At 45.8% G+C, this 12,666-nt stretch carries 5 protein-coding genes, 15 tRNA genes and 3 rRNA genes; 17 read left to right on the forward strand and 6 right to left on the reverse strand.

The genetic code is table 11. The annotated features are described in order from the left end of the window. The first annotated feature begins 147 nt into the window (after positions 1–147). The 17 genes from mutY (at position 148) to OCV50_RS12440 (ending at position 8,272) form a co-directional block, all read left to right on the forward strand. Positions 148–1,209 carry an A/G-specific adenine glycosylase gene (gene mutY / locus OCV50_RS12360; protein WP_261903180.1) on the forward strand — a complete coding sequence of 354 codons (1,062 nt, stop codon included), beginning with the start codon at positions 148–150 and terminating at the stop codon, positions 1,207–1,209. A 28-nt stretch (positions 1,210–1,237) separates the two neighbouring features. Beyond that, positions 1,238–1,510, forward strand: coding sequence for an oxidative damage protection protein (locus OCV50_RS12365; protein ID WP_032549860.1), 273 nt, complete (start codon positions 1,238–1,240; stop codon positions 1,508–1,510). Between the two features lie 69 nt (positions 1,511–1,579). Beyond that, positions 1,580–2,713, forward strand: a complete 1,134-nt coding sequence (gene mltC, locus OCV50_RS12370) for a membrane-bound lytic murein transglycosylase MltC (RefSeq protein WP_239841285.1) — start codon at positions 1,580–1,582, stop codon at positions 2,711–2,713. 103 nt (positions 2,714–2,816) lie between these two features. Beyond that, a tRNA-Phe gene (locus OCV50_RS12375) sits at positions 2,817–2,892 on the forward strand. A 75-nt stretch (positions 2,893–2,967) separates the two neighbouring features. Next, positions 2,968–3,043 (forward strand) — tRNA-Thr (locus OCV50_RS12380). 7 nt (positions 3,044–3,050) lie between these two features. Next, a tRNA-Phe gene (locus OCV50_RS12385) sits at positions 3,051–3,126 on the forward strand. 55 nt (positions 3,127–3,181) lie between these two features. Then, positions 3,182–3,257: transfer RNA gene (locus OCV50_RS12390), tRNA-Asn, on the forward strand. 71 nt (positions 3,258–3,328) lie between these two features. Beyond that, positions 3,329–3,404, forward strand: a tRNA-Thr gene (locus OCV50_RS12395). 7 nt (positions 3,405–3,411) lie between these two features. Further along, a tRNA-Phe gene (locus tag OCV50_RS12400) sits at positions 3,412–3,487 on the forward strand. Between the two features lie 55 nt (positions 3,488–3,542). Beyond that, a tRNA-Asn gene (locus tag OCV50_RS12405) sits at positions 3,543–3,618 on the forward strand. Between the two features lie 585 nt (positions 3,619–4,203). Then, positions 4,204–5,829 carry a methyl-accepting chemotaxis protein gene (locus tag OCV50_RS12410; protein WP_261903181.1) on the forward strand — a complete coding sequence of 542 codons (1,626 nt, stop codon included), beginning with the start codon at positions 4,204–4,206 and terminating at the stop codon, positions 5,827–5,829. A 235-nt stretch (positions 5,830–6,064) separates the two neighbouring features. Then, positions 6,065–6,140, forward strand: a tRNA-Phe gene (locus OCV50_RS12415). Positions 6,141–6,198: 58 nt separating this feature from the next. Next, positions 6,199–6,274, forward strand: a tRNA-Thr gene (locus OCV50_RS12420). Between the two features lie 24 nt (positions 6,275–6,298). Continuing rightward, positions 6,299–6,374: transfer RNA gene (locus OCV50_RS12425), tRNA-Asn, on the forward strand. A gap of 10 nt (positions 6,375–6,384) precedes the next feature. Beyond that, positions 6,385–6,460, forward strand: a tRNA-Thr gene (locus tag OCV50_RS12430). 36 nt (positions 6,461–6,496) lie between these two features. Then, positions 6,497–6,572: transfer RNA gene (locus tag OCV50_RS12435), tRNA-Asn, on the forward strand. Between the two features lie 443 nt (positions 6,573–7,015). Beyond that, the gene (locus OCV50_RS12440; RefSeq protein ID WP_261903182.1) at positions 7,016–8,272 is read left to right on the forward strand and encodes a DUF1835 domain-containing protein; all 1,257 of its coding nucleotides are present in this window, start codon (positions 7,016–7,018) and stop codon (positions 8,270–8,272) included. 411 nt (positions 8,273–8,683) lie between these two features. Here OCV50_RS12440 and OCV50_RS12445 read toward each other — a convergent pair. From OCV50_RS12445 to OCV50_RS12470, 6 genes are all read right to left on the reverse strand, one after another. Then, a tRNA-Asp gene (locus OCV50_RS12445) sits at positions 8,684–8,760 on the reverse strand. A gap of 30 nt (positions 8,761–8,790) precedes the next feature. After that, positions 8,791–8,906 (reverse strand): 5S ribosomal RNA (gene rrf, locus OCV50_RS12450). Between the two features lie 43 nt (positions 8,907–8,949). After that, positions 8,950–9,025: transfer RNA gene (locus OCV50_RS12455), tRNA-Thr, on the reverse strand. 12 nt (positions 9,026–9,037) lie between these two features. After that, positions 9,038–9,153, reverse strand: a 5S ribosomal RNA gene (rrf, locus tag OCV50_RS12460). Between the two features lie 144 nt (positions 9,154–9,297). After that, positions 9,298–12,189, reverse strand: a 23S ribosomal RNA gene (locus OCV50_RS12465). Positions 12,190–12,525: 336 nt separating this feature from the next. Beyond that, positions 12,526–12,601, reverse strand: a tRNA-Glu gene (locus OCV50_RS12470). Positions 12,602–12,666: the final 65 nt, after the last annotated feature.

Raw genomic sequence — 12,666 nt, forward strand, 5'->3', positions numbered from 1 at the left:
TGATTAATCAAAGCGGGGATTATCCAAAGAATTGCCGTCGGTGCAAGTCTTTCTGTTGATAAATTCCCACACAATTTGTCTGTTTTACATCCAACCACAAGTGTGGTGCAATTTCGTTTCTAATAATAGCAAAGCAATGAGCAAGTCGTGACTCCTTTCGCATCCGCCATATTAAAGTGGTATGACGCCTATGGGCGTAAAGAACTACCTTGGCAACAAAACAAAACTGCCTACTCTGTTTGGCTCTCTGAGATCATGCTTCAGCAGACACAAGTCGCTACCGTGATCCCATATTACCAACGTTTTTTGGAGCGTTTTCCAACCGTCATCGATCTTGCTAATGCAGAGCAAGACGAGGTGCTGCACCTTTGGACTGGCCTTGGTTACTACGCAAGAGCTCGTAACCTACACAAAGCAGCAAAAATTGTGGCAACTGAGTACGGTGGAGAGTTTCCAACCAACATTGAAGAGATGAACGCCCTGCCCGGTATTGGCCGTTCGACCGCCGCCGCCGTACTGTCATCGGTCTATAAGCAGCCTCATGCGATTTTAGATGGCAACGTAAAACGAACATTAGCCAGAAGCTTTGCCGTCGAAGGTTGGCCGGGACAGAAAAAGGTCGAAAATCAGCTTTGGGAACATGCCGAGTCAAATACTCCCAAACAAGATGTCGATAAGTACAACCAAGCGATGATGGATATGGGCGCTATGGTGTGCACTCGAAGCAAACCGAAGTGCACGTTATGTCCAATCGAATCGATGTGTGAGGCAAATAAACTCGACCGTCAGCTCGACTTTCCCGGCAAGAAGCCCAAGAAAGAGAAGCCTGTAAAAGAGACTTGGTTTGTGATTCTTTATCACAACAATCAGGTTTGGTTGGAACAGCGACCGCAATCAGGCATCTGGGGAGGACTTTTCTGCTTCCCTCAACATGAAAATCAGGAGATTGACCACCAACTCGACATCCGCTCGATTGGACCAGCTTCTATTCAGGACCAAGAAACTCTGATTGCGTTTAGGCACACCTTTAGCCATTACCACTTAGATATCACCCCTGTCTTGGTAAAATTAGACAAACAACCAGATTTGATAATGGAAGGGACAAAGGGTCTCTGGTATAACTTATCAAAACCTGAAGAGATAGGCTTAGCTGCCCCTGTAAAACAGCTATTAGAAAGCCTAACCTTTGAATTAAACGATCACGTTTAAACAGACGAATACGACAAGAGGAACCATTATGAGCCGCACTGTATTTTGTGCTCGCCTACAGAAAGATGCTGAAGGCTTAGATTTTCAACTTTACCCAGGTGACTTAGGTAAGCGTATTTTCGATAATATTTCTAAAGAAGCATGGGCACTATGGCAAAGCAAGCAGACCATGCTTATCAATGAAAAGAAACTAAACATGATGGATCCTGAGCATAGAAAACTGCTTGAGACAGAAATGGTTAACTTCCTTTTCGAAGGTAAAGATGTCGTGATTGATGGTTACACGCCACCAAGCGAATAAGACATTTATTTACACCAAGTTTAATGACATCATGGTTCGCGCTGTGATGTCATTTTTGTATGAGGACCTATGAAAAAGCTGAGTTACTTCCTAGCGGCTATGCTACTTACCGGTTGTAGCCGAGAGTTCATTGAGAGCATTTATGACGTCAATTATGAACCGACCAACCGTTTTGCAGGCAACCTTGCCGAGCTACCGGGTCAATTCGAGAAAGATACAGGCGCACTCGATGCCCTGATCAATAGCTTCTCGGGTAACATCCAAAAACGTTGGGGCAGCAATGAAGTAAAGATCGCAGGTAAAAGTAACTATGTGAAATACATAGATAATTACCTAAGTCGTTCAGAAGTAAACTTCTCAAAAGGTCTGATTACTGTCGAAACGGTTTCATCAACGGAGCCGAAAAAACACCTAAAAGATGCGATCATGACAACCTTGTTGACACCCGATGATCCAGCGAGTGTCGATCTATTCTCGTCTAAGAGTATCAAGTTGGAGGGTCAGCCGTTCCTCTACAATCAAGTTGTCGATCAAGACAAGAAGCCTATTCAATGGACTTGGCGTGCCAATCGATTTGCTGATTACTTAATAGCAAACAACCTAAAAACGAAGAACGTCGACTTCAAAAAAGCCTACTACGTTGAGATCCCGATGGTGGCCGATCACGCAAGTAAGCGAAGCTATAAATACGCAGACATCGTTCAACGCGCCTCTAAGCGCTATGACATCCCAGAAGATCTTATCTACGCCATCATCAAAACAGAAAGTAGCTTTAACCCTTATGCCGTAAGTTGGGCTAACGCTTATGGTTTGATGCAAGTCGTGCCTAAAACAGCAGGGCGTGATGTCTTTAAGCTAGTAAAAAATAAGTCCGGAGAGCCTAGCCCTGAATACTTATTTAACCCAGAAAACAACATTGATGCAGGTACCGCGTATTTCTATATCCTTAAAAACCGCTATCTAAAAGACGTTCAGCACCCGACCTCACTAGAGTACAGCATGATTTCTGCGTACAACGGAGGCACTGGCGGTGTGTTAAATACCTTTAGTCGCGACAGAAAACGCGCAATGAATGACCTTAATTCCTTGCAACCCAATCAAGTTTACTGGGCGCTCACCAAAAAGCACCCCAATAAAGAATCGCGTAGATACTTAGAAAAAGTAACAAAATTCAAAAAAGACTTTAACCAAGGCAAAACCTAACCCTCACTTTTGAATAAAAAAACAACTAACGAACGTTTTTTTTAATTATTTTGAAAAAAGGTGTTGACGGTTATGCAGAAAATCCGTTTAATAGCGCTCCGTTGCCCGGATAGCTCAGTCGGTAGAGCAGAGGATTGAAAATCCTCGTGTCGGTGGTTCGATTCCGCCTCCGGGCACCACAATTTGATTTGTTGGTGTCAGCGCTTTTTAACAGGAAGCATTAGCACGGACAAAAGCACAAAGAATATTAGTGTGCCGACTTAGCTCAGTAGGTAGAGCAACTGACTTGTAATCAGTAGGTCACCAGTTCGATTCCGGTAGTCGGCACCATTCTTTTGCCTCGATAGCTCAGTCGGTAGAGCAGAGGATTGAAAATCCTCGTGTCGGTGGTTCGATTCCGCCTCGAGGCACCATTATTTGGTGCTTAACAAATAATGGTCTTTAAGACCTGATGTTGACACAAATAATTCCCCCTTAGTTCAGTTGGTAGAACGGCGGACTGTTAATCCGTATGTCGCAGGTTCGAGTCCCGCAGGGGGAGCCATTTACAATTGAAGTGATTGATATCATTTCATATAAAATGAAGAGTAACTTCTTCAGTAAAAGATATAGTGTGCCGACTTAGCTCAGTAGGTAGAGCAACTGACTTGTAATCAGTAGGTCACCAGTTCGATTCCGGTAGTCGGCACCATTCTTTTGCCTCGATAGCTCAGTCGGTAGAGCAGAGGATTGAAAATCCTCGTGTCGGTGGTTCGATTCCGCCTCGAGGCACCATTATTTGGTGCTTAACAAATAGTGTTCTTTAAGACCTGTTGTTGACACAAATAATTCCCCCTTAGTTCAGTTGGTAGAACGGCGGACTGTTAATCCGTATGTCGCAGGTTCGAGTCCCGCAGGGGGAGCCACATTCAAGAAGCCAAGTCGAAAGACTTGGCTTTTTTCGTTTTAAAATGCGACTTACTTGTTCCAAGTAATGTCTCAGCCGAAACGTCGGACCGTACTAGCCGCCCGCGTTGAGTTCCGCAGGGGGAGCCATTTTAGAAAAAGCCTCATCACACGATGAGGCTTTTTCGTATCTAATACTCCTGCTTTGTGCCAAAGCAACGTCTCATCCGAAACGTCGGACCGCCCCAGCGAAAGGCTTGGATCTTTCTCTTTCATTGAATTAACTTAATCCCGCTTTCCCTTAACAAGCTAAGTGCCTCCTAAACAGTTCAGACGTTTTAAAACGAACAACACCTTTCACAGACAACACCGCTTTATAAAACCACCATTAGACAAGTTTCATTCAAGAAATTTATGCGTACAACACTAACCAAAGATTGAACGAACCTTTTAATTTGTTCAAACCGAATACAGATCTGTTACTTTTTTTGCACCGTAAATTTAATCTCTATCATACTTTCACTCATTTCCGATATCTGCCCTACACCACTTAGATTACTATCCGATGAAACAGCTATATTATTTTCGCTGCTGTGTGAGGAAACATGAAATTAAAAACGCAAGCTTACATACTATCTGCAATTATCTTGGTCGCCCTATTGGCACTAACGGCAACTGGCTTATGGACCTTAAGAGTCGCCAGCAACATGGACAACAAAGCTCGTGTAACTGAGCTTTTTAAGAGCGCCTACAGCATTCTCACAGAAGTCGAGAAAATGGCGATTGATGGCACCCTAGAAGAAGAGCAAGCGAAACGACTCGCAACACGCCTACTGCGTAACAACATTTACAAAGACAACGAATATGTCTACGTTGCCGATGAGAACATGACCTTTGTGGCAACCCCGCTTGATCCGCAACTTCATGGAACCAGCTTTAATGATTTTAAAGACGGGAATGGAAACAGTGTCGGTCAGCTTATCCAAAGGGTATTAGGTAATCGTACTGGACAAATTGTTGAATACACCTGGACCCAAAAACTGCCAGATGGAACCATTGAAGAGAAACTGTCTATCGCAGAGAAAACGCCACATTGGGGCTGGGTTGTGGGTACGGGCATTGGTTTTAACGAAGTTAACGCACGTTTTTGGTCGACTGCTCAATGGCAACTGTTTCTCTGTTTAGTTATTGCAGGAGGCATCCTTTCGAGCCTAGTCTTCTCAATCAAGCGCATGCTCGCATTATTAGGTGGAGAGCCTAAAGATGTGAGAGAAGCCGTCCAAGCCGTAGCACAAGGTAAGATCCAGACATCATTCGATACCAAACCTGAAGACGGTAGTATCTACCACGCAGTACAGCAGATGAGTCAGTCATTGGCTGAGCTGGTTTCAAACTTGAATGCATCTATGTTGGCGCTACGCGGCGAATTACAACGCGTAGAAGATCGCGCTGGCTCAATTGCACAACTTACGGAAACTCAGCAGCAATCTACGGAAATGATCGCGACAGCAATGACTGAAATGGCCTCTTCTGCAAACAATGTTGCTGATTCAGCAGGCGATACCGCGCGTAACACCGACGAAGCCGATAAGCAGAGTCAACACACTCAGCGCCTGATTCACAACACCGTAGACAACATCCAGGGGCTTGCTGGTCAGCTTAATACGGCTAGCGAAGCTGTTGCTAACCTAGATAACGATGTAAACAACATTGTTAAGGTACTGGACGTGATTGGTGACATCGCAGAACAAACGAACCTGCTGGCTCTAAATGCTGCAATTGAAGCTGCTCGCGCGGGTGAACAAGGTCGAGGGTTTGCTGTAGTCGCTGATGAGGTACGTAACCTAGCAGGTCGAACACAAGACAGCACTAAAGAGATCCAATTGATGATTAACAACCTTCAAGAAGGCTCTCGCAACGCCATCCAAACGATGGAAGTGTGTGCTGAAACAAGTCAAAGCACTGTAACAGAGTCTCAGAACGCATCAGAAGCACTACAACAGATTGTGATCGCATTGGAGTCCATCTCTTCGATGAGTCATCAAATAGCAACAGCCGCAGCCGAGCAGACTCAGGTGAGTGACGATATCTCTAAACGTATCAACATGATTGAAGAGAGTGGCAATCAATTAAGTGGCGTCGTGACAGAAAGTCATAACAGCACTCAAACTCTCGCTTCACTTTCCAATGAACTTGAAGCTTGGGTTAACCGTTTTGAAGTAAAACACTAATTCGCCATTTATTTATCTGACGAAAAAAGCACGTTTTCATACGTGCTTTTTTTTATTTAGCCACTTTTCTTGCGACTTAAACTCTCTTTCCATCTTTTTTAGCGCATGCCTGGCCTAGGTTTTTCATACAAAATGAATAAAAACACCCCACTAAGTATAGAAAAACACCAAACGATACTTTTTTTGCAATTTAATGTTGACCCAGAACCGGAAAACACGTTTAATACACCTCGTCGCCCGGATAGCTCAGTCGGTAGAGCAGAGGATTGAAAATCCTCGTGTCGGTGGTTCGATTCCGCCTCCGGGCACCACAATTTATTTGTTGGTGTCTAGTAGACAACAGCAGTAAAGCACGAAGAAATTATCAGTGCCGACTTAGCTCAGTAGGTAGAGCAACTGACTTGTAATCAGTAGGTCACCAGTTCGATTCCGGTAGTCGGCACCATTTCTTTCAAGCTTTAAGAATAATTCCCCCTTAGTTCAGTTGGTAGAACGGCGGACTGTTAATCCGTATGTCGCAGGTTCGAGTCCCGCAGGGGGAGCCACATTTAGTGTGCCGACTTAGCTCAGTAGGTAGAGCAACTGACTTGTAATCAGTAGGTCACCAGTTCGATTCCGGTAGTCGGCACCATTTATATTATTGAGAAGATTTATCTTCTTAAATAATTCCCCCTTAGTTCAGTTGGTAGAACGGCGGACTGTTAATCCGTATGTCGCAGGTTCGAGTCCCGCAGGGGGAGCCAAATCAAGAAGCCAAGTCGAAAGACTTGGCTTTTTTCGTTTTTAGCTTTGACTTACTTGTTCCAAGTAATTGTCTCAGCCGAATCGTCGGACCGCCCTAGCCGGCCACGTCGAATCCCGCAGGGGGGAGTCAAATCAAGAAGCCAAAACTAGGCGTCCCCGACGAAAGACCTGGTGTTTTTGGTTTTAAGATTCGACTTACTTCTGGCCTCTACTTCACATCCCTAGCCACTGCGATCTCTAGCGTACAAATATCCCATAACTTCAGACTGTTACTTTCGTTATCTAACACCTTAATATATATTGAGCTAAGCGTTACCTGCGCTTCCTACTCGCGGAAAGAGTCAAACTCAAGGTCATCAATCAGCTCCCTTCTAGGGAAACTACAATTTGATTTACCTTCTCTTCTGATCAGCGAGTACAGAAGTTACGAGACGGTGAATATATGAATGCTTTTTCTCTCAATCTGACATATCTAAAAAAACACGCTAAATCTCGACTAAAACGAATCAGATTGGGCTCTGTCGAAGACTTACGTTGGCTACTCGCTCTACATCCTAACCCTCACCTTTCTGCTGATAGCATTAAGCTGGCGGACGTACACTTATCGTTAGCGCGAGAGCTGGGCGTCAGCAGCTGGAGTAAGCTTTTATCGCATATTGATAGCTTAGACAGGAATAAAAGCGCAGATGGCGCCCCTCTACCTGCTCTAGACAATGACTTGAAAACCCTACATGTTCGTTGTGGTCACGATATACAGCAAACATTAGAGCAAGCAGGATTCAGTGGAGACTTCCTCCCATACATAGAACCACTATGCATCGGCCCTCTATGTTTGGATGAAAAGACGCTTTCAGTGATCAGAGCAGAATATGTATCTGATCGACTTCTGTCAGAGATGAAAGAGGTAGAGAAGTCACTTGATCAAGTAAAGTCTGAAGCCAAGCAAGCGACGAATAAGCTCTTAGACAATGACTATCAACGTATTGTTTTATGGGTCGAACACGACAATTACGATCAACTGATGCTGATTAGATCTTTGTATCTACTTTCATACCCAAACATTAACAGAGTAGAGATTATCGAGGTTAGTACCTTCCCAGGTAGAGAAAGGTTCATCGGTTTAGGTCAATTGCCTCCAGAAGCACTGCGTTCGCTCTGGAACAGTAGAAAAGTCGTGACTACCAAGCATATCGTTTCAGCGACAGAATTGTGGAAAGCCTTCTGTTCAGAGAGTCCCTTAAAGTTGGTCGACAGTTATCACAACGTAGACCAAAATCTATTCCCTAATATCAGAGCCGTGATATTCAGACATTTACAAGAATTACCACACATAGATTTAGGATTAGGGTTAGTCGAGCGCATTACCTTTAATATCTTGAAAGAAGCTCAAGATTCTATGACGTTCAACAAACTGTTTAAGCGCTATATGGATTCGGAGCCACTCGTTTATTTGGGTGATGTTATGTATTGGGCTCTCATTAAACCATTAACTGAAGGCCCTGAGCCGCTTATAGAGGTCACGCAATCTGACCCTGAGGATTTGTATAAGTACACACTCTCATTATCCGTAGCTCACCATTCAGAACCAGACATACTCACAGAGAAATGGGTTGGTGGAATTCATTGCACTGCCAGGGATTTTTGGTGTTGGGATCACCAAGACTTAACGACAATATCCAGAAAAACTAAGCAAGCTTAAGGCTGTCTGCTATGTGGAGTGCTTCTGCGTACTCCACAATACTCCTATTCAAGACAGGCTATCACCTCTCACAGTTTAATAAGTAGCGACGATGTTAGGGCCGTAGGCGACCGGGACTCGTTGGTCGAAAACCAAAATATCTACTCTTCAAAACGACGAAAGCCTAGTCGTAAGACTAGGCTTTCTAATAAGTAGTGGAGTGGCTGAGCTGGCATTCCAGCGGGACTCTTTTGACCGAAGGGCGAACACAATCGTTTAAACGTAAAAAAGCTCTGCTATTTCTAGCAGGGCTTCCTTAAAAGTGGCGGAATGGCTGGGGTCGCAGGCGACCGGGACTCATTGGTCGAAGACCAAAAACCTACCCACTAGAAACGACGAAAGCCTAGTCATAAGACTAGGCTTTCTGATAAGTGGCGGAGTGGACGGGACTCGAACCCGCGACCCCCGGCGTGACAGGCCGGTATTCTAACCAACTGAACTACCACTCCGCAGTGTCTATTCAGCTTAAAGCAATTTGAGCCTGACGATGTCCTACTCTCACATGGGGAAGCCCCACAATACCATCGGCGCTATTGCGTTTCACTTCTGAGTTCGGCATGGAATCAGGTGGGTCCACAATGCTATGGTCGTCAAACAAATTCTGTGGTTAATTTGAGTAATCAAATCAACGAAATAAATGGTGCTAGTACCCAGATTTGAACTGGGGACCTCACCCTTACCAAGGGTGCGCTCTACCAACTGAGCCATACCAGCACAAAATTTGGAGCCTGGCGATGTTCTACTCTCACATGGGGAAGCCCCACACTACCATCGACGCTATTGCGTTTCACTTCTGAGTTCGGCATGGAATCAGGTGGGTCCACAACGCTATGGTCGCCAAGCAAATTCTTTCTTCTCTGATTTTCTTTCAGAAAAGTAATTTGGAAAGCTGTTTATTCTCTAAACTCATTCAAGTGCTCTTGTTTGCCTCTGCTTTTTAAAGCGGAAACAATGTTTTGAGTCCATCAAAACCCCTTGGGTGTTGTATGGTTAAGCCTCACGGGCAATTAGTACAGGTTAGCTCAACGCCTCACAGCGCTTACACACCCTGCCTATCAACGTTCTAGTCTTGAACAACCCTTTAGGACACTTAAAGTGCCAGGGAAGACTCATCTCAGGGCTCGCTTCCCGCTTAGATGCTTTCAGCGGTTATCGATTCCGAACTTAGCTACCGGGCAATGCCATTGGCATGACAACCCGAACACCAGAGGTTCGTCCACTCCGGTCCTCTCGTACTAGGAGCAGCCCCCTTCAATCTTCCAACGCCCACGGCAGATAGGGACCGAACTGTCTCACGACGTTCTAAACCCAGCTCGCGTACCACTTTAAATGGCGAACAGCCATACCCTTGGGACCGACTTCAGCCCCAGGATGTGATGAGCCGACATCGAGGTGCCAAACACCGCCGTCGATATGAACTCTTGGGCGGTATCAGCCTGTTATCCCCGGAGTACCTTTTATCCGTTGAGCGATGGCCCTTCCATTCAGAACCACCGGATCACTATGACCTGCTTTCGCACCTGCTCGAATTGTCATTCTCGCAGTCAAGCGGGCTTATGCCATTGCACTAACCTCACGATGTCCAACCGTGATTAGCCCACCTTCGTGCTCCTCCGTTACTCTTTGGGAGGAGACCGCCCCAGTCAAACTACCCACCAGGCACTGTCCGTAATCCCGATTCAGGGACCAACGTTAGAACATCAACACTACAAGGGTGGTATTTCAAGGACGACTCCACCACATCTAGCGACGCGGTTTCAAAGTCTCCCACCTATCCTACACATGTAGGGTCAATGTTCAGTGCCAAGCTGTAGTAAAGGTTCACGGGGTCTTTCCGTCTAGCCGCGGGTACACTGCATCTTCACAGCGATTTCAATTTCACTGAGTCTCGGGTGGAGACAGCGTGGCCATCATTACGCCATTCGTGCAGGTCGGAACTTACCCGACAAGGAATTTCGCTACCTTAGGACCGTTATAGTTACGGCCGCCGTTTACCGGGGCTTCGATCAAGAGCTTCGACCGAAGTCTAACCCCATCAATTAACCTTCCGGCACCGGGCAGGCGTCACACCGTATACGTCATCTTACGATTTTGCACAGTGCTGTGTTTTTAATAAACAGTTGCAGCCACCTGGTATCTGCGACTCTCGTCAGCTCCATCCGCGAGGGACTTCACCGATAAGAGCGTACCTTCTCCCGAAGTTACGGTACCATTTTGCCTAGTTCCTTCACCCGAGTTCTCTCAAGCGCCTTGGTATTCTCTACCCGACCACCTGTGTCGGTTTGGGGTACGATTCCTTACAATCTGAAGCTTAGAGGCTTTTCCTGGAAGCATGGCATCAATGACTTCACCACCGTAGTGGCTCGACATCGTATCTCAGCGTTAAGAAAGTCCGGATTTACCTAAACTTTCCGCCTACGTACTTGAACCTGGACAACCGTCGCCAGGCCCACCTAGCCTTCTCCGTCCCCCCATCGCAATTGTAAGAAGTACGGGAATATTAACCCGTTTCCCATCGACTACGCCTTTCGGCCTCGCCTTAGGGGTCGACTTACCCTGCCCCGATTAACGTTGGACAGGAACCCTTGGTCTTCCGGCGAGGGAGTTTTTCACTCCCTTTATCGTTACTCATGTCAGCATTCGCACTTCTGATACCTCCAGCAGCCCTTACAGACCACCTTCAACGGCTTACAGAACGCTCCCCTACCCCGCACACTAAAGTGTGCAGCCGCAGCTTCGGTGTATAGCTTAGCCCCGTTACATCTTCCGCGCAGGCCGACTCGACCAGTGAGCTATTACGCTTTCTTTAAATGATGGCTGCTTCTAAGCCAACATCCTGGCTGTCTGAGCCTTCCCACATCGTTTCCCACTTAGCTATACTTTGGGACCTTAGCTGGCGGTCTGGGTTGTTTCCCTCTCCACGACGGACGTTAGCACCCGCCGTGTGTCTCCCGGATAGTACTTACTGGTATTCGGAGTTTGCAAAGGGTTGGTAAGTCGGGATGACCCCCTAGCCTTAACAGTGCTCTACCCCCAGTAGTATTCGTCCGAGGCGCTACCTAAATAGCTTTCGGGGAGAACCAGCTATCTCCAGGTTTGATTGGCCTTTCACCCCTAGCCACAAGTCATCCGCTAATTTTTCAACATTAGTCGGTTCGGTCCTCCAGTTGATGTTACTCAACCTTCAACCTGCCCATGGCTAGATCACCTGGTTTCGGGTCTATATCCAGAGACTGAACGCCCAGTTAAGACTCGGTTTCCCTACGGCTCCCCTAAACGGTTAACCTTGCCACTGAATATAAGTCGCTGACCCATTATACAAAAGGTACGCAGTCACGGGACAATGCCCGCTCCTACTGCTTGTACGTACACGGTTTCAGGTTCTATTTCACTCCCCTCACAGGGGTTCTTTTCGCCTTTCCCTCACGGTACTGGTTCACTATCGGTCAGTCAGTAGTATTTAGCCTTGGAGGATGGTCCCCCCATATTCAGACAGGATATCACGTGTCCCGCCCTACTCGATTTCACTGATTATGATGTGTCGGTTACGGGGCTATCACCCTTTATTGCGAGACTTTCCAGACTCTTCACCTGCATCATTAAAAGCTTAAGGGCTAATCCAATTTCGCTCGCCGCTACTTTCGGAATCTCGGTTGATTTCTCTTCCTCGGGGTACTTAGATGTTTCAGTTCCCCCGGTTTGCCTCTTGCTGCTATGTATTCACAACAAGATACTTACTTATGTAAGTGGGTTTCCCCATTCGGAAATCCCAGACTCAAAAGGTTTTTACTACCTAATCTGGGCTTATCGCAAGTTAATACGTCCTTCATCGCCTCTGACTGCCAAGGCATCCACCGTGTACGCTTAGTCACTTAACCATACAACCCGAAAGGGTCTCTGTTTTACTTTCACTTTTGAAAAGTGAAAACAAACTAGTATGGCAACTAACCAAGGTTTTTGGTTGTAATAAGAAGGGTTAATTCTTATTACGTGTTTGCCGGACTCAATGGTGAATCAAACTAAGTTTGATTCGAATACAAGACACTTGAATGTGTTTGTGTTGTGTTTATCCAAAGGATAAACATTGAGAACTTTTAATTTGATTTAAATAACTTTGTTATTTAAATCAGTCAGCTTTCCAAATTGTTAAAGAGCTAATCACTTCTTAATGAAGTAACCATTTTTAAAGATTCTTAAGGAAGAACACTTAAAGATGGTATCCCGTAGGGGAGTCGAACCCCTGTTACCGCCGTGAAAGGGCGGTGTCCTAGGCCTCTAGACGAACGGGACACTAAGATATCTCTTAACTTTCTAAACCATATCAATCTGTGTGGACACTTATCGTGAATATCTTC

The sequence above is a fragment of the Vibrio fortis genome, from assembly GCF_024347475.1.
Lineage (GTDB): Bacteria > Pseudomonadota > Gammaproteobacteria > Enterobacterales > Vibrionaceae > Vibrio > Vibrio fortis.